Origin of the sequence: Wolbachia endosymbiont (group B) of Lycaena phlaeas (genome assembly GCF_947251875.1) — a bacterium.
Classification (GTDB): domain Bacteria; phylum Pseudomonadota; class Alphaproteobacteria; order Rickettsiales; family Anaplasmataceae; genus Wolbachia.
This window is the reverse complement of sequence record NZ_OX366392.1, coordinates 192,837-215,745: the sequence shown is the minus strand read 5'-3', so window position 1 is coordinate 215,745 and position 22,909 is coordinate 192,837. Positions and strand designations below refer to the sequence as shown.

Genomic DNA, 22,909 nt, shown 5'->3' with positions numbered 1-22,909 from the left:
TTCTGTTAAATAAATGAAGTTCACATTATCTTGGTTATTAGAGTACTTAGAAACCAATGCTAGTTTAGAGGAAATTATTGATAAATTAACTCACATAGGGTTGGAAGTAGAGAATGTGATCGACAATTCCAGATTGGCCGGGTTTGTTGTTGCAGAAGTATCAGAAGTCGCACCTCATCCAAATGCTGATAAATTAAAATTATGTAGAGTAAATGATGGAAGTAAAGTTCTGCAGATAGTCTGCGGAGCAAAAAATGTTAAAGAAGGCATGAAGACTGTACTTGCATCTCTTGGTAGCACATTGCCAGAAAGCAACTTTACAATTAAGCCTACAAAAATAAGAGGAGTGCTAAGTGAAGGGATGCTCTGCTCTGCCTCTGAGCTTTCGCTGACTCAAGATGAAAGTGAAGGAATAATCGAGCTTTCTGATGATTATAAAACAGGAGATAAATTTTTCAATTGCGATCCTGTAATTGACATAAACATCACTCCAAACCGTGGAGATTGCTTAGGTGTTTATGGAATAGCACGTGATCTAGCAGCAACTGGAATTGGAACGTTAAAGACTTTAATCATTCCACAACTTACCGCTTCTATGAACTCACTAATAAACGTCAAAGTCATCGATGGGGAGAGTTTTATTAGTGGAGTATATATCACTAATGTAAAAAATAAAGAGAGTCCAAAATGGCTAAAAGATAAATTGGAATCGATAGGAATGCGCTCCATTTCTGCAATAGTTGATATTACTAATTACATTATGATATCTTTCGGGCGCCCGATGCACGCGTATGATGCAAAAAAAATAGAAGGAGAGCTCATAGTACGCAAAGCAAATGACGAAGAAAAATTTATTGGTTTAAATGATAAAGAGTACTTATTAAACAAAGACATAAGCGTTATTTCTGATGATAAAAATGTTCATGGAATTGCTGGAATTATGGGCAGCAAGTATAGCGAATGTACACTTGAAACTACTGATATCTTTTTAGAGTCTGCTTGGTTTGACCCCATCTCCATCACTAAATCTTCAAGGCAGCTAGGCATCTCCACAGACTCAAGTTACAGATTTGCACGTTCAATTGACCCTGAATTTACCCTTGATGGACTCAATCTTGCAGCCAAAATGATTTTGGATTTATGTGGCGGAGAAGTGTCAAGCATAGTGTCTGCTGGCAATTTGAATAAGGCTTATACCAAGATAAATTTTGATTATCAGAATGCAAACAAACTTGGAAGTGTATCTGCATCACCTAATGAGGTATTCGATATTTTAACAAAGCTAGGGTTTAGTATCGATAAAAAAACCGAAGGTAATTGGAATATACAAGTACCAAGCTGGAGACCGGACGTAACCATACCTGCTGACTTAGTTGAAGAGGTAGTAAGAATATACGGCTATGATAAAATAAAGGAAGAGCAACTAGCAGAAGACGTTACAGTAGAAGAAGAGACACAAGATGATTTGCGCATTTTAATGACAAGCAGAGGGTTTCATGAAGTGATAACTTGGTCTTTTATGAGTGAATCAACAGCTGAAAAGTTTGGTTACTTGAATAAGTTATTCATTATCGATAATCCATTTAATAATAACTTCAATATAATGAGGCCAAGTGTCATACCAAATTTGTTGCAAGTCACTGCAGATAATATTGCTCACGGGATATCTGATCTCGCAATTTTTGAAATTGGACCAATTTATAATGGTGAGGCTCAGTCTAAGTACGTTTTAAGTGGAATTAGATCAGGAAATAATTCGCCGAAAAACCACTATAACACTGATAGGAAAATAGATATTTTTGACGCAAAGGCTGACCTCATAACAGCTTTGGAACTTTTTAATGTCAATTGTGATAATTTAGCAATAGAGAGAGCAGAAAAAGAATATTATCACCCAGGAAAATCAGGCTCCTTATCTTTTAGAAGTAAAATAGTTGGTTATTTTGGAGAATTGCATCCGAGTATATTGGATTTTTTTAACATCAAACAAAAAATTGTAGGCTTTGAGTTGATATTAGAAAATATCGAAAATTTACCTATAAGTAGAAAAAAATTTATCGATTATAAATATCAAAGTGTAAAACGCGACTTTGCATTTATTGTAAATAAAGATGTAGCAGCAGGCAGTATAATCAATATGGTGAAAAAAAGCTCAGAGCTCATCACAGAAGTTTTGATATTTGATGTATATCATGGAAACAATATAGAATCGAATAAGATGTCTATAGCATTTTCAGTTACTTTCTGCTCTCCAACTCACACTTTAACTGAAGAGGAAATCCAAAAAGAATCAAATATGATAGTCAACTTAGTGTGTGAAAATACTGAAGGAACTTTGAGAGCTCATCATTAAGCCGTAATCGCCGTTTCCTGATTTTGCTGTGTCACGTTTACTTCATCCAATTTATTTCCTATCTTGAATTCAATATCCTTGAAAAACCTATCCCACATTCCATGCAAATGCTCTTCTACTTTAGGCCATACATCATTTTTAAATGTCGTTCCATCATCAGAAAATAAATTACCCAAAAAAACTCCTACTTCCTCATAACTTGATTGAAAATGTTGAAGAAATGTTTCTACTTCCTTATGAGTATCATGTGCCACACTCAACGCTTTTCCTTCTGTGCTCTTATCCCCACGCATTGCAACGGCAAGACCTGTTTGAATATATCCCAAGCCTGTCCTAATAGCTTTTATAGGCTGCAGCCATGAACTCTTATCACTTTTTGGTACATTATTTACTATATTTTCCACCAACCTATTTATTAAAGGAGACAATAAATCTTGACAAAAATGTTTGATATTGTCTTTTGTCTTAATCACAGGACTTTTTATGCACTTTTCTGCAAAATAGTACTCAAGTTCTGCTCTCTCTAATAATTTCTTAATTGCTTCTTCGTTAAAAGTTTCATGCTCGAACGCCTTCAGTAAATCATCTTCTATTATTGCAAATTTTATTTTTTCACGAGATTCTAGTTCTTCTCTGTAATCATTTGTTGTTTTTTCACTTATCAATAATCCTTCTCTCTCTAATTCTAACTGTTTTAATGTTTTTAGAATTTCTTGGTTATTTCGCAAGCATAACTCTATTAACTCCATACTTGAAGATTTCTCTTCTTTACTATTTTTCTCAACATCCAAATCCTCATTCTTCTTTCCTATTATTTCCTTCAGTCTTGTAGGTTGCGTAAAATATTCTCCAATTTCTTTTCGATAAGAAACAATCTTGTTTACTAGACGTTTTTCATCTTCTCCATTGAATAGCCTGTCCTTATTATCTTCTACATTCTTTATACTTTCCCCTTGCTTTTCAAATAACTCTTGAATTCTACATCTTGTTATTTCTAAATACATCTTCTCTACAAAGTCATTCACTTTACCCGAAATCCTTATTTCATTTAATTCACATTGCTTTATTTTTTTATCTGACTTATTCGGTAGAGTTTGAATAGTCCTTATTCTCGATTCTATTAGCATTTCCTCAACTTTTTGACCATCATATTCAAATTTAAAAAAATCTTCTAATTTCCTTTTTAAAGCACCATCTTTTAAGTTACCGTTTTTCCTATTTTTATGCATCTCTTTTAATTTTTCACCATCATATCTTTTCTGTCCTATTTCTCTTAAATCCTTAATCTCTCTTTTAGTGTTATCTAGAGCTTTCTTCGTTTCTTGAGGATATATATCCTTATAAACATCAATGATTGTACTCTTAGCTATTTTCCCTTCTTCTTTAAGTCGTTCCCACTCTGCTTTAAATACAGGAAGTGCATCATCACTTATATCTCTTGTTATCCCACCTACTTTTCCCAATGCTTCTAATCGATCATCTTCATCAGCTAAATCAAGTGCCTCTTTATTTTTCAGTTTTTTTATATCTCCTATTATCATCTCTTTCTCATTTGGTAATTCCTTACCTTGACTTTCTAATTTCTGTTTCACTAAAGTATTTTTTAGCTCATCCTCCAGTGAAAAATCTTCTCCCCGTCTATTTTGCTGAAACTTAATTGCTTGTATGAAGGCAACTTGATAAGCATTTTCTATCAAATGAGTTGTCAATTGATGGCCTATACTATCTACAACTTTCAGCCTGAATTCGTTCAACAATTCCTTCAGTTTATCATGTGTAATATCTTTCTTTTCTAGCTTCATCAGCTTTTCCATAGTTCTTGCGCATTCTTGAATCGAAGTTGCAAGCACATTCTTGATTTCACTATGTAAGGGCTTAAGACCATTTTTTAAATTGATGTTAGTTGACAATTTCAGTACGATATTGCGCTCTGAATCCCGCGTTACACTAAACCACTGATTATTTTCATTATCGCATAAATCTCTAAGTAATTGTTTAAATTGCGGTGGAAACTTTATTTCCATATCATATTCAATGCTTGGCTCAGGAACTTCTGTTTCATGAAAAGATACCTCAATATTGTGGTGCTTATTAGAATACTGCCCCGTACTTATTTTAAGAACAGTAACTAAAGAATGGACTAACTCTCTATTTAAAAGATAAAAAGTAGCCAAAGCAACTGTTGCAGGAATAACTAAGGCTGTTAGCACAGCCACATTAACAAAAATTGCTATTGCAGCAAGAACGCCATATGCCAGTCTTTTTGGTACACTTGCCTCACTCTTTTGTGTCTTATCTTCACCTACATCAGCTTGTGTCTTGCTGTCTGCTTTAAATCTACTATATATGACTAACCCCATTGCAGTAAAAGCAATATAAGGAAGCATTAAAACTGACAGAGCTAAATTTAATACTTTCTTCTCTGGGCAAGCTCTGTTTATCTCTTTCAATATTTTGCTTGACATATTATACCAAGAGGTAAAAAAGTCAGAGTTGTAATCTTTATAATGAAATATACTGAGTGGAATATCAAAAGTAGCAGCCTTGCTATCAAAGAATTCTTCCACTTCCTCTAAATCAGAAATAAATTCTCTCTCTTCTGAAGTAACAACACCTAAATCATTCCCTTCTTCTACATTAGAAACATCTTCCATAGCATCAAAAAACTCTTCTTCCTCTTCCAAAGCAACATTGGAAATAGATTGTACTTTATCTAAATCATCATTATTGTTATTTAAATCAACAATTTCTTTACAATCATCTGCAACAATCTGATTCATACTACAAACCTACCTAAAGCAGTCTCAGTATATCATAAATATTACTAACTTTGCAACTTTATTAACTTAATACCAACTATCAAATCTTGATATTCTTTAGAATAGAAATCGGCCTCGATCTCTTTATTAGTATCCAAAGATAAGGCAAGGGTCTGTTCTTTTATATATTTATTCCATGTAGTTATTGCTTCCTTAATTTTCTCATCTTCTGCTTTAATTATTACTCTGATTCTATCTGATATATGGAAATCAGCTTGTTTTCTAGTTTCTTGAATAAGCCTCACAACATCTCTTGCGAGTCCTTCTAGAATTAGTTCATCATTGAGCTCAGTACTCAGAACAACAATCCCTTTATTGTTATCAAATACAGAAGAATATTCACTATTTGCTTTTAATAATAGTTCATACTCACCTTTTTCTATAGTATAGCTCTCTGTTTCATCTCCCAGAAATATTTGCTCATTCTCAATTTGTCTCCACTTTTCTTCTTTGACATATTGAACTAGTTTCTTGATTTTATCTGCAACCTTCTTACCAAGTAGCGGAAAATTTAGTTTTAGCTCTAGTGACGCAACTTCTTTCAAATCACTTACTATTTCTAGTTCTTTTACATTCACCTCATCTCTTATTATCTCTTGATATTCATTTTTAAGGAAATCGCAGGAAGACCTATGATAAATGGTCATACTGCCAAGTGGCTGCCTGATGCGCATGTTAAACGTATTTCTGATGGATAATGCAGAGTTACATATCTCTCTTACCAAATCCATCTTGGCAATGAGTTCACTGTCATATCTATCTGATTGTGGAAAATCAGCCAAATGAACAGATGTTTCTTTGTACTCAAGCCCTTGCCATATAGTCTCTGTTATGAGTGGCAACAAAGGAGCTGCAGCCCGTAGTATGTAATAAAAAACTGTGTATAGAACATTATAAGCATCAGTTTTGTCTTGATCTAAATCATTTTTCCAAAAACGCTCACGACTACGACGAATATACCAATTATTTAACACTTCAAAGAAATTCATCAGGGTTTTACAAGCCTCTTGGGAATTATAGTTGTTCATAGAAGCTTGTATACTTTCCACAGCTTCAAAACATTTGGAAATCATGTAGCGATCAATGGTACTCTGATAATCTTTACAAACCTCAGCTCTAATTCCATCTGCATTTGCATACATGGTAAAAAAGTGATAACTATTCCAAATAGGTTTTATTACGTCCTTCAGAATATCTCGTATCGATTTTCCTTCTTTGTCGAGTAGTAAATTACCACCGCAAACAATGGAACCAGATAGCATAAGAAAACGCAGCGCATCAGAACCACATTTGTCAAAAACCTCCATTGGATCTGCATAATTATTTAAACGCTTGGATAATTTCTGACCTTTCACGTCAAGAACCACACCGTGGCATATGCAATTCTTAAATGGCTCACTATCAAATAAAGCAGTGGAAAGCACAAAAAGCGTATAGAACCATCCTCTTGTTTGTGCTATATATTCAGTGATAAAATCCGCAGGGAAATTTTTCTCGAACCATTCTTTATTTTCAAACGGATAGTGAACTTGCGCGAACGGCATCGAGCCAGACTCAAACCAACAATCAAACACATCAGGCACACGACGCATAACTGATTTTCCTGTTGGATCATCAGGATTTGGTCTTATCAAAGTATCGATAAATGGTCTGTGCAAGTCATCTATTTTAACATTAAAATCTCGCTCTAGTTCTGCTATTGAGCCATACACATCCACTCTTGGATATTTTGCATCATCTGATTTCCACACAGGAATTGGCGTACCCCAAAATCGATTGCGTGAAATAGACCAGTCGTGCGCTCCTTCAAGCCATTTTCCAAATTGACCATCTCTAATATGATTCGGCATCCAATTAACTCTCTTATTTAGCTCTGTCATTCTTCCCTTAAACTTTGTCACAGCAACATACCAAGAAGGCATAGTGCGGTAGATTAAAGGAGTGTCAGTTCTCCAGCAGTGTGGATAATTGTGAATATATTGCTCAGTTTTAAACCAGCTCCCCTGCCTTTTTAATTTCTTGATTACTGTATCATTGGCATCAAAAACATGAACTCCTGCCAAATCTGAAACTTCAGTAGTAAATTTTCCAGCGTTATCAACTGGACAAACAGCTCGAATATCATGGCTTTGGCAAAGGTAAAAATCTTCTTCACCAAATCCAGGAGCAGTGTGCACAACACCAGTACCATCTTCTCCTGTAACATAATCAGCAATGAAAACACGGAACGCATTCTTTGTATCTTTAAAGTAATCAAACAGTGGTTTATAGGAAAGACCTGCAAGATCACTCGCTTTAAGTTTTGTATTACAGTTTTCATATTGAATATTGCTTTGTTCACAGTGGCTGACAAATTTCTCTAAATAACTTTCAGCAAAGATGCAGACTTCACCATTTACTAACACCATACAATACTCAATATCCTCCCCTACTGCCAGTGCAAGATTGCTCGGCAACGTCCAAGGCGTTGTAGTCCAAGCAAGTAATCTACATTTTTGTTTAAATTGCTTTGGATTTTCTAAAAGTTCAAAAGCAACAGTTACAGCTTTGCTAATTTTTTCTCTATATGCATTATCAAGCCTTGTTTCAAAATTAGAGAGTGGAGTTTCACACGCCCAGCTATAGGGAACAACGCGTATTGATTCATACACCAGACCTTTATCATAAAGCTGCTTAAATGCCCACATGACCGACTCCATGAATGACTTATCCATAGTCTTATAGTCATTGTGAAAATCTACCCATCTTGCTTGTCTATTTACATACTTCTCCCATTCTGATGAAAATTTCATCACAGAAGTACGGCAATTATTATTAAATTTTTCAATGCCAAATTTCTCTATCTCAGTTCTACCAGATATTCTAAGTTCCTTTTCCGCGCCCATCTCAGCCGGTAGCCCATGGCAATCCCAACCAAATCTGCGTTCAACCCTTTTTTGCAGCATAGTTTGATATCTTGCAAATGCATCTTTTATAAAACCAGTAAGCAAGTGTCCGTAATGCGGAAGTCCATTTGCAAACGGAGGCCCATCATAAAATACAAAACAATGATCCTTGGAACGTTTCTCGACTGACTGCTCAAAAATTTTATTTTCCTGCCAAAATTTTATGATTTCCTTTTCTAGCAATGAAAAATCAGGACTGCTGCTTGTATCAGGATAATACTTCATATTCATTTTAACTGGATAAAATCAAAGAATATAGAGCTTTCTGGAAAATTACAAATTCAAAAACTCTGTTTCTATAAACATTGATAGGTATTGACATTATTATACAGCATATTAATAAATCAGACTTATTTACTTAAGTTAAAGATGAATAAAGACAATAACAGTTGGCCTTATCAGAAATTTCACGATGCTAACAAAAATAATAGTAAAAGCAGCGTTATTTGGAGATCGCTTTCTTATGAATATAATAATTCTGGAAAGGTTGAAAAAGTACACTATCAGTGGGAAAAGAAAAAAATCCCGCAAATCTATTATATCAAGTCTCATATGATTGCGTAACAGAGAGTTGTAGTCCCTTAAGGATTAAATCTAGATAGCTTATAAACTTATAAAAACACACAAAGTGCTTCTACATGAGACCATGGGAGCACTTTTCTCTAATTAGGCAGCGCATCCCAACAAACTATTTTGCCGAGCTTCCAATATCCTTACATTTACTATTTTATCTTTGTATTTATCGTCAGGATCATCAACGCATACTGATTGCATGTATGGGCTTTTACCAATAATTTGATTTTGGTGTTTACCTTTTTTATCACTGAATAGAACAGGAATAGTTTTTCCTATCATACTCTGATTAAATTCAAGTTGTTGCTTGCTAATTAATTCCTGTAAACGAAGAAGACGCTCTGTTTTAACCTCTTCTGGTACTTGATCTTTTCTTTCCGCCCCTGGCGTTCCTGGCCTTGGGCTATATTTAAAACTATAAGCCTGAGCGTACTTTACTTTTTCTACTAACTTCATAGTTTCCTCAAAATCTTTTTCAGTTTCTCCAGGAAACCCAACAATAAAATCAGAAGAAAATTCGATTTCAGGTTTCAATTTGCGCAATCTGTCTATTATTCCCAAATATTCCTCTGCCGTGTGTTTTCTATTCATTGCATGCAATATTTTATTCGAACCTGACTGCACAGGTAGGTGAACAAACGGCATGAGTTTTGATTCCTCCGCATGTACCAAGTAGAGAGATTCGTGCATATCTCTTGGATGAGAAGTTGTGTAGCGGATTCTTTCTAGCTTTTCAATTTTAGCAATGTGACTAATTAATTTTCCTAAATCCCACACCTCTCCTTCGCACTCTCCATGATAAGCATTAACATTTTGACCGAGCAAATTGATTTCCCTTGCCCCATTTGCAACTAACTTCAATGTTTCACGGAATATTTCATTTACTGGTCGTGAATACTCAGCCCCGCGTGTATATGGTACCACACAAAACGTACAAAATTTATCACAACCTTCTTGTATGGCAAGAAACGCAGAAGACCCCTGGCTATTGCCATAGCATTCATCTGGCAATTTATCAAACTTCGCAACTTCTGGAAAATCAGTATTTATTACATGACCTTTACTTCTGCTTGCTTTGACTATCAGCTCCGGTAAAACAGCGATACTCTGCGGACCAACAACAATATCAACAAAAGGAGCCCTTCTGAACACTTCTTCTCCCTCTGCTTGCGCTACACATCCAGCCACCACTATGGTCATTTCCTTATTTTTTTGTGATGAATGGATTCTTCCAAGCTCTGAGTAAAGCTTTTCTGCTGCCTTTTCTCTAATATGACAAGTATTTAATATCACCAAATCAGCTTGTTCTACATCACTAACAACGTTGAACCCTAAAGGCTTAACTATATTCTCCATTAAAATGGAGTCATAAACGTTCATCTGACAGCCGTAAGTTTTAATATATAGGCCTTTCATATTTAAAATTCTTCACACAAATTCTAGCAAATTATACGAAAAACTGAATTCTAGTACAACAGCCAATAAAGATTGCTTGACAAACCTTCTCGCTTTCCTTACTCTAACAGTAGAGGTATTTTAAGAGCTCAAAAATCTATCTTCGTCTGCAGACTTTTCAGTCAATTTTTCAAAAAAAAACGTAGTGTATCTTCTTCAGCACGTGTTCAAATTCTGTTGTATATGCGCTGCATTTTCTTTCTAATCTTTCAGGAGGATTTTATGTCCAGAATTCCAGATACTTAACCTTTATTCTTAAGCTAAAAACCGATTGGTACCTATGGTTTTTATAAAGAAAGTGCAAAAAATACTTTAAAGAATATGAAATAAAGGTAGAAAAGGTTTGAGTAACCAAAAACTGTTTCCAGGCATAAATTTGTTATGTATACCAAAAAGTAATTACACTAATATAATATTCACACTCATATTCTAATATAGATATAATACTAATTAAAGAGCATGTTATGCAAGAAGAAGTATCAGATTTTACAGATGCTCTTTGTCAAAATAAATGTGATTCCTTTCGAGTGACACTCTCCTATATCTTTCTTTAGGTTATACAGAAGTCTAACACAATTATAGAACAAACGTAAAAGTTCTGGTAAAGTAGTTTTATTTACAAAAAATATGCTACTTGATATTGAAAAACGCAGCATAACAAATGCACTGTGGAAGTTACAAGAAGCAGATCAAAGGGAGATTTTTACTCTTATACAGAGATTTGAGTTGCCAGAAATATTAGCAAGAATATTAGTTGCTCGTGGTGTTAACATAGAAAATGCACATGACTTCTTACACCCACTAATCAGATCGCTATTACCAGATCCCTTTCACCTCCTTGATATGGATAAAGCTGTTTCTCACATAGTAAAAGCAATAAACAATAATGAGAATATTGCAATATTTGGTGATTACGATGTTGATGGTGCAACGTCATCAGCATTGATTAATAGGTACCTAAGAGCGATTGGGACACACTCTATAATCTATATTCCAGATCGTGTTGATGAGGGCTATGGATTGAACACAGATGCTTTATTACAACTTAAAAAGAATGGTATTGATTTATGTATTTCTGTTGATTGCGGTACGCTTGCATATCAACCAATAGAAGATGCAAAAGTCTTTGGACTTGATATTATAGTTGTCGACCATCACCTTGGAACAGAAAAATTACCAAGTGCTGTAGCAGTTGTTAATCCCAACCGCCTTGATGAGAGCTCTCCTTATAATAACTTAGCAGCAGTTGGAGTGTCATTTCTGCTAATTGTTGCTCTTAACAGAATCCTACGTGAGCAAGGATTTTTTACCAACAAAAAAGAACCAGATTTATTTGATCTACTGGATTTGGTTGCTCTTGGAACTGTTTGCGATGTTATGCAGATTACAGGCCTAAATAGGGCTTTTGTTTTACAAGGATTAAAAGTTATGTCAGCAAGAAAAAATGTTGGCTTACGTGTTTTGTTTGACGCTTTGGGAATCCTTGAAAAACCAAGTGTTTCACGATTAGGGTTTAGTATTGGGCCATGTATAAATGCCGGAGGAAGAATTGGAGAAGCATCGCTCGGTGCAAGGTTGCTTTCCACCGATGATGATGATGATGCACATTCAATCGCGCTAAAACTAATAGATTTGAATAATGCAAGAAAAATGCTAGAAAATGAGGCTATTTTGGAAGCCACAACACAAGCGGAAAATTTTGCCCACTTAGGTGTAAATTTTATAATGGTAAGTGGTAATTGGCACCAGGGAATAATTGGTATCATTGCATCAAGACTAAAGGAGCAATTTCACTTACCAACGATAGTAATATCTTTAAATAATGGAATAGGAAAAGCAAGCTGCAGATCAATTTCTGGGGTAGATATTGGTGCTGCGGTTCTTTCTGCAAAATTTACCAACCTAATCATTGAAGGTGGTGGTCACAGTATGGCAGCAGGATTTTCGATTAAGGAAGATAAAATAAGTGATCTACATGATTTCTTTACTGAAAGATTTGCAAACTCTACAAATGACAAAATCATAAAAGCTGATGGTATAGTAACAGCTAAAGCAATAAACTTATCCCTTTGGAATCAACTGCAGCGCTTAGAGCCATTTGGAGCTGGCAATCCTGAACCGAGATTCATCATTCAAGGAGCAAAGATAAGAAAGCCGGAAGTTATAGGAGTTGACCATATAAAATGTTTTATTGCTGACGATAATGTTATGGTCAAAGCTATTGCGTTTCGCTGTGCAAATACTGAGCTTGGCTCTGCTATTATGCAGGGTAATGTTAAAGCCATTTTGGGTAAAATCTCTATGAATTACTGGAATGGCAATGAATTTGTGCAGTTTTTAATAGAGGATGTATTGACCATTAGTTGAGTTACTATTTTACAATAATTACCTATCAATCTCACCAAAGACTATGTCGAGTGAACCGATAATTGCTGCAATGTCAGCAAGCATGTGTCCTTTTGCCATGAAATCTAAGGCCTGTAAATGCGCAAAGCCAGGTGCTCTTATTCGACATCTATAAGGTCTATTGGTACCATCTGAAACTATATATACTCCAAACTCGCCTTTTGGTGCTTCAACAGCCACATAAGCCTCACCTTCTGGCACATGATATCCTTCTGAATAAAGCTTAAAATGATGAATCATAGCCTCCATGGATTCTTTCATTTCTGCTCTTGGCGGTGGAGAAATTTTTCTATCTTCAGTTTTTATTGGCCCTTCAGGCATTTTCTCTATGCATTGCTTCACCAAGCTAACAGACTGCCTAATCTCTGCCATTCTTACTAAATAACGATCATAACAGTCACCATTTTGGCCGATAGGTATATCAAAATCTAACTGATCATATATCTCATATGGCTGGCTTTTTCGCAAGTCCCAAGCAAGTCCAGCAGCACGGAGCATTGGTCCACTAAAGCCCCAATCAAGCGCCTGTTTTATTGATATTTCACTAATTCCTACAGTGCGTTGCTTCCATATCCTATTTTCCGTTAAAAGTTCATCAACATCATCTATATACTTTGGAAATTGCTCTATAAATTTTGCAATATCTTCAATCAAACCTTCTGGGATATCTGCTGCAAGTCCACCTGGCCTTATATAAGCTGCGTGAAATCTTGCACCTGAGGCCCTTTCATAGAACTCGAGTATTTTTTCTCTCTCTTCAAAGAGCCATAAAAGAGGAGTCATCGCCCCAACATCAAGTGCTTGAGAAGAGATATTTAGTAAATGATTTAGTATTCTTGTCAGCTCACAAAACAAAACACGCAAATATTTTGCTCTAATTGGAATTTCACATTGCAACAATTTCTCTACACACAACGAATATGCATGCTCTTGTGACATTGGCGACACATAATCAAGGCGGTCAAAATAAGGCAGAGCTTGAAGATATGTTTTATGTTCTATCAATTTTTCAGTGCCACGGTGCAAAAGCCCAATATGGGGGTCTGCTCTCTCGATCACTTCACCATCCATCTCTAAAACAAGTCGTAGCACCCCATGTGCAGCTGGGTGCTGAGGACCAAAATTTAGCATCATTGTCTTTAGATCAGGCATGCTTTGGTAGCTTAAGGTATTGGAATTGTATAGGGTAAAATGTGCTTAAAGTCAATAGGCTTCTTGTACAAGCTATAACTCATCGTTACAATAGAAAAACTCTCAAAAACTTCACCACTTCTTCATGATCTGATAGACAATGTTTATGTGTCACATACAATTATTGCACTTATGTTGATCAAGGCAGCGAAATTATGTATAGATAATTTTGATTGAGAAATAGTTTTTCTACTATATAAATTCTACTTTAGAGTAATCAAAATTAATGAAAGACAATAAATATAGTTTAGGTTTAAGGATCATTCATTGGTTAATGTCTGCTTTTATTATTGGCATGCTTTGTTCTGGACTATACATGAAAAATTTGCCGATTAGCAGTGAAATTAAATTCAGCATATACGCTGTTCATAAGGCTTGTGGTATCACCGTTCTTGGATTAATTATAGTACGTATATTTTTTCGCGTCTTTACTTATGTTCCGCCATTACCAGCCAATTTTTCTCGATTTGTAATCAATGCGAGCAAAACGATACACTTTGGTTTATATGCTTTGATGGTGCTAATGCCACTATCTGGTTATGTCATGTCTTCTGCTTCTAGCAAAGAGATCAAATATTTTTTTCATATCCCTTTATTAATTAACCATAATGCAGATCTAGCTAGTGCAGCTAATCAGTTACACTCGATACTTGCATATTTTATGATACTCTTTATAGCCTTGCATATAATTGGTGCTTTAAAACACACATTTATAGATAAACAAAACATTTTTAAACGTATGATATAGGTTATATGTTAAGTAGCCTCTGGAAAAAAGGAACAAATTTTCTCGGTAGTGAGTTTGCCATAATGGGTGGCGCTATGAGCTGGGTTTCAGAGAGAAATTTAGTTTCAGCAATCTCAAATGCCGGTGGTTTTGGTGTAATTGCATGTGGTGCAATGTTTCCAGACTTACTGAAAAAAGAAATCATAGAGACACAGAAATTAACTAACAAACCATTTGGTGTAAATCTAATTACTATGCACCCAAAGTTGAGTGAGTTGATAGATGTGTGCATTGAAACGAAAGTAAGCCATATAGTGCTTGCAGGTGGACTACCAACGAAGCCTAATATAGAAAAAATCAAGAGTGCGGGCATTGAAGTTATGTGTTTTGCACCAGCATTAAGCCTCGCGAAAAGGTTAGTAAAAATGGGAGTAGATGCGTTAATAATAGAAGGTATGGAAGCAGGAGGACATATCGGTCCTGTTAGCACTTCTGTTCTCGCACAAGAGATATTACCTCATTTTAAAAATGAGAAAACACCGGTGTTTGTTGCAGGTGGAATAGGAAGAGGCGAAATGATAGTGAACTACCTAGAAATGGGAGCAAGTGGCTGTCAAATAGGTACATTATTTGTCTGCACGAATGAGTCAATCGCTCACAAAAATTTTAAAGAAGTATTCATCAAATCAGCTGCGCGTAATGCTGTATCTTCTGTGCAGATTAGTGCTGATTTCCCTGTAATTCCAGTAAGGGCTATAGTTAACAAAGCAAGTGACGATTTTATGGAGCATCAAAGAGACATTATTGATAAATATCAAAATGGAGAAATCTCAAAAGAAAATGGGCAGCTTGAAATAGAAAAGTTCTGGGCTGGAGCCTTAAGAAGGGCAGTAATTGATGGAGATGTTGAAACAGGATCTTTAATGGCCGGTCAAAGTGTTGGCATGGTTGATAGAGAAAAGCCTGTAAAAGAAGTGATAGATATGTTAGTTCAACAGGCAAGCAATTATGTTGAAATGTAAAATCAGTAATCAGCAAAAAAAATAGTTAGCAAATTGCTATAATTATCCGCAATAAGGCATAACTGCCCAGTTTTAATCTAAAATTAACGCTAAAGAGGTATTCATACATTTTATTTATATGAGAGGAATGTTATGTTTGATTCATCATATGAGAAAAGAGTGCTATTTGATAGCGCAGTAGGAAACAATACTTACTCATCTACTAGCGATCCTATCAGAAGTTCACAAATCTCAGATAAGAGAAAGGAGAAAACAGGGAATTCTTCAGCATCAAAAACGAAAGAGTTGCACGAAATTATACACAAAAAGGTCACAAAAAAAAGACATAATCATGAAAATCTAAAAAAGGGAGATGGAACTATCGCAAAATGCATAGAGTTGTTCAACAAAGGAGCTGATCCGAACATATTAATTAAATTAGAAAAATTACTGAGAGAGCAAGAAAAATATTATAATTATTACACCAAGAAATTTCTTCCAGCATTGGAAAAAGAAGTGATAGAGTCAGAGGAATTAATGAAACCTTCAGTACTTAACAATGAAGAAAAATCATCACAAAGATCACCAACAATAAGAGGAAAAATATTAGAAATAATTTTAGAGATTACAGGGATTACTAATAAAAGTAGTGACAAAGATCATTCTAGTAGCACTATTCAAAATCAGAAAAGTCTTAGAAGTAATCAAGCAAATAGACAAAATAATACTATGGAACTATTTAACAAAAAAAGTCTTTCTGGTGAAGTTGAAATTCCCAAAAATTCAGGTATTAATCCTCTGGAAAAGGATTCTTTAGCTAAGGGTGTAAGTGGAAAAGGAACCCCTGGAAAATACAATACCTTGAGAAATTCAGGTTATTATGGTGCTTCAGCACATCCTACATCAAAACAATCGCAAGCAAGAAAGGAGATCGCACAATCACAATTGAATAGTCAATCTGATCTTTCGATTGATAGTAAAGATTTAAAAAATGAAAAGCCTAATATAACTGTGAATGCTGTAGAAGTGCCAAGCGGTGCAAATACTTCTAAACTCAGTAGTAGCAGTGACTTAGATAGTGGAATAAATTCATCTAGCTTGGCATCAAGTAGCAGAAGGAACAGCTTAACTTCAGTAACAAGCATTTCATCTGAGGAAAGTGTACACTTAAAATTAAACCCTGCTGAGAAAGATAATAGTTTGCAACTAGAAGATGAAGGAAAAACAAAATTAGCACATCCGAACAAAACAAGGCCCAAAGGCCCAAGCGGAAGAATATCCCCTTCTAAACATTATAAGAAGACTGAAGAAGGGCCTCATTGTGTGATCTCAGTGACAGGCAGTAAGGTAAAAGATACAATGCAATCCAATAATTATGAAAATAATAGTAAAAACAAAAATCTTCACGTCGCACTTGTAACAAGTTCTGCTCTCTTAGCAATAGGGTGCATTGTTGCAGGAGCAATGACATCAGGATTAGTAGGAGCAGGACTGTTTGTGGTGGCTGCGGTGTTTGCTACAGCAGCTGCTGCTGAATTGTGTTCAAACTTTCTGTCAAGTAAATTGACATCCATTAGTGTGAGTCCTCTTGTTGATAATAAAGAGCTAACACGGTGATAAAAGTTAAATATGAGTTACTTATGGTGAGCAAGTGAATTCGGTTCTTGCCTATTGATGTAAAAATTGTTACATTTGAGGAGTATCTTAAAGGTATTTAGCTGATGCGTATTCAATTGGGTAGAGTTTTTGCTATTGTAGCCCTGTTAAGTTTTATCTTCATGTCATGTTCTAGCAAAGCAAGTGATGAATTGAAAAATATACCAGGAACGTTGAAAGAACTTATTTCTTCATTTTCAGTTAAAGATACTGTAGAAAATATGAATCCTTCGACAATTATAGGGTTATGTATAGCTACAGTGATACTTGCAGTAGTGTTCAGAGGCCTAATTTTTTTCATGATAATATTTGGCGTACTGATCATGATGTTTGGAAGCACAGAAAAGGCAACAGATTACCTGAAAGAAAAATTCAACTTTGCAAAGGACATACAGTTACAATCCAATAACAAAAAAGAAGATAAGGATTAAGTAAGATAGATGATTCTTTATTATCTTTTTATTGAATACGCATGATATTGTATGCAACCAAAAGTACCAGCCACTAGATCTAATTCTGAAAAAAAGAACAATTTAGCGTTACTAGAAAGTATTAATTTAGATTTTATCCCTTATGCTTGCCACTACGATGAAGAAACTATACTAACAAAACAGGGGGAATTATTAAAAATAATCAAATTAGAAGACTATTCTTCAGTTGATAACTATGGTGATCTTAGAACTGAAATTAGAAAAAGTATATCAAAAAATATCAAGAGTTTATATTTTACCGTTTGGATTCACACTGTCCGTAAGCGCAATAAACTGAGCTTACAGTGGAATAAAACTTCAGACTTTTCCGATCAGCTACACTCAACGTGGTTTAATAAACTAGTTGATAGTAAACTACAGTATATAAATGAGTTATACATTGTGGTGTTACTTAGTGATTTTGGCAAACATATTAATAATGCATTTTTTTTTGGCAGGATAAAGAATAGGCACAAGTTATTTTTACAAAAAAATCATCAAGAATTACAAAAAATAACTGACCTGATTCAAAAAGATTTAGAACCTTTTGGAGCTAAAAAACTGGGCCTTAGGTCTAGTGAAGGCAAAATATATTCTCAAATGATGGAATTTCTCCATTACATTATTACATTAACGCACAAAGATTATCCAATATGTGAAAGGGATCTATCGCAGCATGTTAAAAATTTAAAAGTAGCTTTTGGTTTCAATAAATTTCAAACATCGTTTGAAGGTCAACAGAAGTTTGGTTCTATTTTTTGCATAAAGGAATATCGAGAAATCCCCTTAGAAAATATAGATAGGTGTTTGCAACTTGACTCTGAGCTTATCATCACAGAAATAATAATATTTACTAGTAATAATAAAGCAGTAAAAGAATTCAAAAAACAAATTAATATACTGCAAATCAGTGAGGACAATACCTTACTTCAAAACTCAGGAATAAATGAAATAATAGAGCTTGAAAAAATTTCTGCTATGGATTTTTGTCAACAGAAAATTATTGTTACAATCTTTGCAGATGATAAGAATAGGTTAGCTAAAAATATCAGTGATTTATCCTCTGTAATGTCGTTAATCGGGTTGATGATGTTTAGGACTGATCTGCACATGGAAAATCATTTTTGGGCACAGCTTCCTGGAAACTTTGCTTTTGTTACACAACCAAAAAATATATTAGAAAAATATGCTTGCAGCTTTGCTATGTTGCATGATTTTACATCAGGTACGTTAAAAGGAGGAAGATGGAAAGAAGCAGTAACAGTTTTTTTTTCAAAAAAAGGCAGTCCTTACTTTTTTAACTTTCATGGAAAGAAAAATAATGGTCATACCACAATACTTGGAGCTCCAAATTCAGGTAGAACCTCACTGATCAATTTCTTACTTTCGGAATCAAGAAAATTTAACCCTAGGATTGTTATATTGGATAATACTGGAAAATCAATAATATTTACTAAAGCAGTAAGCGGCCAATATTACATAATTGATCCAAAATATAAAGATAAAAGTCTAAAATTTAACCCACTGAACATTGAAGATAGTGCTTCTAATCGCAATATGCTTGTTGAATTGATCAAAAGGATGGTTGCAGATGCAAGTTTGGTAGACGTAGAAGAAAAGACAAAAAAAATTGTAGATTCTATATTTGCTATACCAAGAGAATCGCGATCTATTTCTCAAATTTCTGAAGTGCTTTTACTTCTTGGAGGCAAAATAAGTAAATGGTGTGGTGAAGGTGAATTTGCTTACTTATTCCAAGATGGTGATGAGTCAGACATTGACTGGGGAACAAAAACTATATCCCTCAATACTGCAAATCTCACTAAGCAAAAAGAATGTATGTCCGTGATACTTTACTATTTCTTATACTCTTTCGAAGCAAAATGTGATGGCTCACCTGCAATACTTGTTTTGGATGAAGCATGGGAGATAAGTAATATTTTTCCTACAGAGGGAGAGTTTGACGACTGGATGCAAAGAATGACAAAGTTAAATGTTGTAGTAATTCTAAGTACTGAAAACTTAAACCTAGCATTTGCTAGCAAGTTTACTCAATATTTAGATAAGCATGTCGATACGAGAATCCTGATGCCGAACATCAATGCAAACAGATTATACATGAAGGCATTTTCTCTGTCGAAAGAGGAACTGAATGTCATTTTGCAAACACCAACACAGGAAGGTTTATTTTTGATAAAGCAATACAAAGGTTTAGTAACTTTAAATCTAGATTTGAAGAATATGAAAGAAATACATGTACTTTCAGCTAATAAAGAGACTATAAAGTATATGTATGAAGCAATAAAGGAAAAAGGCGAAAAAGTGAGTAAGTGGTTACCGGCGTTCTATGAAAAATGTAAAGCTTAATTTTTTATTGATATTCTCCTTGATATTTTGTCTTTCTTATCAAGGATATGCTGATTGTCCAACATTTGTAAAAAGTAATACTGAAATTGAAGCTACAGGAAGTAAAGCAGGAAAAGGTATTGCGAATTTTTTTAAAGGCAAGTGGAGCGATTTAGATTTTGACGAAAAATTATTGCAATTTATTAAAGTTACAGCAGTAAATAATCAGGAACCAGAAGGTTACTTCGATCCAAAGATTAAGGTCTGCGATTACGAAGGGAACGACAACTGTTATATATTATCCAGTGGAACATTCTGCCGCCAGATATATGGAACGCAGAGTACAGGAGCTGGAGTTTCTGCAGCAGCTTTTATAGATTGGGAAGGAGATAAAACAAAAGCTGGAGGAGAAATTGCCCAAGGTCTTGGATGGGAATGGGCAGATGGTGTTACTGATGAAGAAAAAGTAAAATTTGCTAATTCTCCTAAGATATGTGCTTGTAGTCAAAAAGGGGCTTGTATGTCAGGAATTTCTTCATGGGGCTCTAGAGTATTTTCTGGGGAAAATATTTTTCGTCCTGGAGAGATGGAAAAAGTTTGTGATACATGCTATCAAACAAAAGTAAAGTGTGCCCCTGTGCAACTTGCACCTGGCCCCCCTCCATTTTGTGAACAACTTGCAATGTCACCTCCACAAGTTAGAATTGTTCCTATAACAAATGAAGAAAATGATTATTTCCATCCAAGAGTTGGAGTCATTATTGGTGAGCTGAAGGAAAGAAGAGAGCTACCTTTTCCACGCGTTATTTCAAGTAATAAAAACATTCAAAGTGCTACATACTCTATTCCAGATAAAGATACCCACCATCACTTTAAAACTTATAGAAAAAAAGGTCAGCTCTGCACTGAATATTATGGTACTGAGAGAGAAGAGTCCAAAAGAAAATTACAATTTCCTGCTCGCTGCTTCCCAGCGCCACCTGCTCCAAAGATTGAAGAAGTGAGCATACCAAAGCCTAATGAGGGTAAAGGCGAAAATACGCTAAAAGTAAAAATGAAGATGAGTGAGAACGTTTGTACTTATGACGCACGTGGAACTCACAGTAATGGCATCTGTACTTTTTATGTTAATAAAAATTCTCCTACATATGTTGGCCATCTACCTTTAAAAGTAGTAAAGCCAGCAATAGTGGCAAAAACAACTGATAGCAGTAACAGTAAAAGCGACATCGATAGCGTAATAGAAGGTATATTAAAAAATAATTCGCAATTTGAAGTTCTAGAAAAATATGGATATGTTCCCGATATTGAAACAGAATGTAAAGAGCTTCAGAATGGTAAGTGCAAACTAGATGGCTCAGGATATCCAAAAGTAGAAATAAAATATAAAGAAAATCCTAAAAGTAAAATGCTATGCCTTTCTGGTTGGCAGCCAGAACCGGAGGAATTCGTTCTTGAAAAAGGAAGTGAGCTAATATCACTGAAGTCAATGAGAGCAAGCTATGCTAAACACAATACTGTTTACTCGAAAGAATCAAATCAATCTTATTATTTTCCTTGCAAAAAAGGGGGAATTATTGAATTAGTTGATGTTTTAGCAAAGCCACAAGATGCACTGAATGAAATAATATTTAATAAAAAAGGATATATTTCCATTCCTGCTGAAAATAAGTCTAGAGATAACTGCATGGCAAAAGAGGATAAAGAGGTAGATACAAAACAAAATTGTGACAAATGCAAAATAGTATATGAGTTAACAGATGGAAAGTATGAAGAAAAAAACTGTAATCACGGTGATGATGGTTGCCTCTGCTTTGATGGAGTATGTAGTCGCTCAACACAGTATGTAGATAAGAATGATAAACTATTTTACTTAAGATATGAGGAAGTGGATTGCAAGGATAAGGATGGTAAAACAGTAAAAAACGAGAAAGGTGAAATACAAAAGTGCACACAATTAAAAAATCAACCGATTAAAGCAAATAGAACAGAAGTTTTTTATGCTGATAAATTGTGTAGGTTCGATTTAGAGGGTTTAAAAAAGAGATTACGTGAAATAATAATAGCACAATTGAAACATAAGAAGCAGATTATTGAAAACAGGGATCAAAAACTTTATGAGCTTGGAGATGGCTCTACAGATGATCTGTCAATGTATGATTACGTTGAAATAGAAGCATGGGGAGGTGGTGAAGCTGGTCATATAGATGGTAAAGCTCAGTCTACTGTAAGTAGACTAGGAATGCCAGGTGATTACATTAAAGCTAAACTGAGAGTCAACCCTAGTTATCCATATATTAAAGTAAAAGTAACAGAAGGAGGTGGTGGAAAAGAAAATGATAAATCTAACAAGGATGGGGGACCAACTTTAATAAAAATGTGCAGAGACTCTTCAGAAACAATTTGTAAAGATTTAATTACTGTTGCAGGCGGAGGTACATACAGAACCTATGGGGGAAAGAATTACAAAGATACAATAATTCATGAACAAAGTTTAAAATTAAAAGAAGAAATTAAGAAAGGGGACAAGCTAAACTCTAGTAAAGATAATAAAATAGCATATATAGAAAATGGTGAGATTGGGTATAAAGATGTAACAAAATGTAGTAAAAACTACGTGAATAAAACATATGGTGCTGGTGGTTGTATCAACGAAAGCAGCAAAAGTTATAGCAAGGGCGCTCCTGGTTATGTGAAAATTAAACCTATATTTGAGGAAATTAATGAAAAAAGAGTAAAAAAAATAGATGATGCTATTGAAAAAATGATACAAAATCCAGATGACATCACAGGTATTGATGATTCCTTAATAAATAAACTTGATAAAAAGATTATTGATACAATTAAAGAAGAAATTAGAAAAGAATTGTTAGGTCTATAGTCAAAGAACCCTGATGGTTGCAAATGGGGTAAAGTCGAATTTACATCACTGAGACAGATGCATGTCAAACCAGTGTTTCTTTTCTT

General features: G+C 34.7%; 13 protein-coding genes. 9 read left to right on the top strand and 4 right to left on the bottom strand.

All coding sequences use genetic code 11. The features are described 5' to 3' along the window. The first annotated feature begins 13 nt into the window (after positions 1–13). The gene (gene pheT, locus OPR37_RS00985) at positions 14–2,353 is read left to right on the top strand and encodes a phenylalanine--tRNA ligase subunit beta (protein ID WP_264684942.1); all 2,340 of its coding nucleotides are present in this window, start codon (positions 14–16) and stop codon (positions 2,351–2,353) included. Here pheT and OPR37_RS00980 read toward each other — a convergent pair. Both OPR37_RS00980 and ileS read right to left on the bottom strand, forming a co-directional pair. Next, positions 2,350–5,133: a hypothetical protein gene (locus OPR37_RS00980; RefSeq protein ID WP_264684941.1), complete on the bottom strand. Its 2,784-nt coding sequence runs from the start codon at positions 5,131–5,133 to the stop codon at positions 2,350–2,352. The two genes, pheT and OPR37_RS00980, sit on opposite strands and share 4 nt — an antisense overlap. A 44-nt stretch (positions 5,134–5,177) precedes the next feature. Further along, positions 5,178–8,348, bottom strand: coding sequence for an isoleucine--tRNA ligase (gene ileS / locus OPR37_RS00975; RefSeq protein ID WP_264684940.1), 3,171 nt, complete (start codon positions 8,346–8,348; stop codon positions 5,178–5,180). 138 nt (positions 8,349–8,486) lie between these two features. Here ileS and OPR37_RS00970 point away from each other — a divergent pair, with 138 nt between their 5' ends. Further along, positions 8,487–8,681: a hypothetical protein gene (locus OPR37_RS00970; protein WP_017532153.1), complete on the top strand. Its 195-nt coding sequence runs from the start codon at positions 8,487–8,489 to the stop codon at positions 8,679–8,681. A 102-nt stretch (positions 8,682–8,783) separates the two neighbouring features. Here OPR37_RS00970 and miaB read toward each other — a convergent pair whose 3' ends face one another. Beyond that, positions 8,784–10,106, bottom strand: a complete 1,323-nt coding sequence (miaB, locus tag OPR37_RS00965; protein WP_264684939.1) for a tRNA (N6-isopentenyl adenosine(37)-C2)-methylthiotransferase MiaB — start codon at positions 10,104–10,106, stop codon at positions 8,784–8,786. A gap of 666 nt (positions 10,107–10,772) precedes the next feature. Between miaB and recJ the strand changes: the two genes are divergently transcribed. Further along, entirely contained in the window at positions 10,773–12,512 is a 1,740-nt protein-coding gene (recJ, locus tag OPR37_RS00960; RefSeq protein ID WP_264684938.1) for a single-stranded-DNA-specific exonuclease RecJ, read from the top strand. Between the two features lie 18 nt (positions 12,513–12,530). On the opposite strand, the gene OPR37_RS00955 is transcribed toward recJ, so the two are convergent. Then, the gene (locus OPR37_RS00955; protein WP_007302054.1) at positions 12,531–13,703 is read right to left on the bottom strand and encodes an NADH-quinone oxidoreductase subunit D; all 1,173 of its coding nucleotides are present in this window, start codon (positions 13,701–13,703) and stop codon (positions 12,531–12,533) included. Positions 13,704–13,968: 265 nt separating this feature from the next. On the opposite strand from OPR37_RS00955, the gene OPR37_RS00950 reads away from it, so the two are divergent. From OPR37_RS00950 to OPR37_RS00925, 6 genes are all read left to right on the top strand, one after another. Next, complete coding sequence (locus OPR37_RS00950) at positions 13,969–14,490, top strand: cytochrome b (protein WP_007302055.1); 522 nt, start codon at positions 13,969–13,971, stop codon at positions 14,488–14,490. 5 nt (positions 14,491–14,495) lie between these two features. Beyond that, positions 14,496–15,491 (top strand): NAD(P)H-dependent flavin oxidoreductase, encoded by a 996-nt coding sequence (locus OPR37_RS00945; protein ID WP_007302056.1) that lies wholly within the window; start codon positions 14,496–14,498, stop codon positions 15,489–15,491. A gap of 132 nt (positions 15,492–15,623) precedes the next feature. Continuing rightward, positions 15,624–17,087, top strand: coding sequence for a hypothetical protein (locus OPR37_RS00940; protein WP_007302057.1), 1,464 nt, complete (start codon positions 15,624–15,626; stop codon positions 17,085–17,087). 104 nt (positions 17,088–17,191) lie between these two features. Continuing rightward, on the top strand, positions 17,192–17,557 hold the full coding sequence (locus OPR37_RS00935) for a hypothetical protein (RefSeq protein ID WP_007302058.1): 366 nt from the start codon (positions 17,192–17,194) through the stop codon (positions 17,555–17,557). A 51-nt stretch (positions 17,558–17,608) separates the two neighbouring features. Continuing rightward, the gene (locus OPR37_RS00930; protein WP_007302059.1) at positions 17,609–19,963 is read left to right on the top strand and encodes a VirB4 family type IV secretion/conjugal transfer ATPase; all 2,355 of its coding nucleotides are present in this window, start codon (positions 17,609–17,611) and stop codon (positions 19,961–19,963) included. Then, positions 19,944–22,823, top strand: a complete 2,880-nt coding sequence (locus OPR37_RS00925) for a hypothetical protein (protein WP_264684936.1) — start codon at positions 19,944–19,946, stop codon at positions 22,821–22,823. Before OPR37_RS00930 ends, OPR37_RS00925 begins: the two co-directional genes overlap by 20 nt. The last annotated feature ends 86 nt before the right edge of the window (positions 22,824–22,909 follow it).

Excerpts from the sequence above, each read along its gene's own strand:
- OPR37_RS00970 (WP_017532153.1), top strand. The coding sequence starts at position 8,487 with ATGAATAAAGACAATAACAGTTGGCCTTATCAGAAATTTCACGATGCT.
- OPR37_RS00980 (WP_264684941.1), bottom strand. The coding sequence starts at position 5,133 with ATGAATCAGATTGTTGCAGATGATTGTAAAGAAATTGTTGATTTAAAT.
- OPR37_RS00935 (WP_007302058.1), top strand. The coding sequence starts at position 17,192 with ATGCGTATTCAATTGGGTAGAGTTTTTGCTATTGTAGCCCTGTTAAGT.
- OPR37_RS00925 (WP_264684936.1), top strand. The coding sequence starts at position 19,944 with ATGAAAAATGTAAAGCTTAATTTTTTATTGATATTCTCCTTGATATTT.
- OPR37_RS00945 (WP_007302056.1), top strand. The coding sequence starts at position 14,496 with ATGTTAAGTAGCCTCTGGAAAAAAGGAACAAATTTTCTCGGTAGTGAG.
- OPR37_RS00930 (WP_007302059.1), top strand. The coding sequence starts at position 17,609 with ATGCAACCAAAAGTACCAGCCACTAGATCTAATTCTGAAAAAAAGAAC.
- OPR37_RS00940 (WP_007302057.1), top strand. The coding sequence starts at position 15,624 with ATGTTTGATTCATCATATGAGAAAAGAGTGCTATTTGATAGCGCAGTA.
- OPR37_RS00955 (WP_007302054.1), bottom strand. The coding sequence starts at position 13,703 with ATGCCTGATCTAAAGACAATGATGCTAAATTTTGGTCCTCAGCACCCA.
- pheT (WP_264684942.1), top strand. The coding sequence starts at position 14 with ATGAAGTTCACATTATCTTGGTTATTAGAGTACTTAGAAACCAATGCT.
- ileS (WP_264684940.1), bottom strand. The coding sequence starts at position 8,348 with ATGAATATGAAGTATTATCCTGATACAAGCAGCAGTCCTGATTTTTCA.
- miaB (WP_264684939.1), bottom strand. The coding sequence starts at position 10,106 with ATGAAAGGCCTATATATTAAAACTTACGGCTGTCAGATGAACGTTTAT.
- recJ (WP_264684938.1), top strand. The coding sequence starts at position 10,773 with ATGCTACTTGATATTGAAAAACGCAGCATAACAAATGCACTGTGGAAG.
- OPR37_RS00950 (WP_007302055.1), top strand. The coding sequence starts at position 13,969 with ATGAAAGACAATAAATATAGTTTAGGTTTAAGGATCATTCATTGGTTA.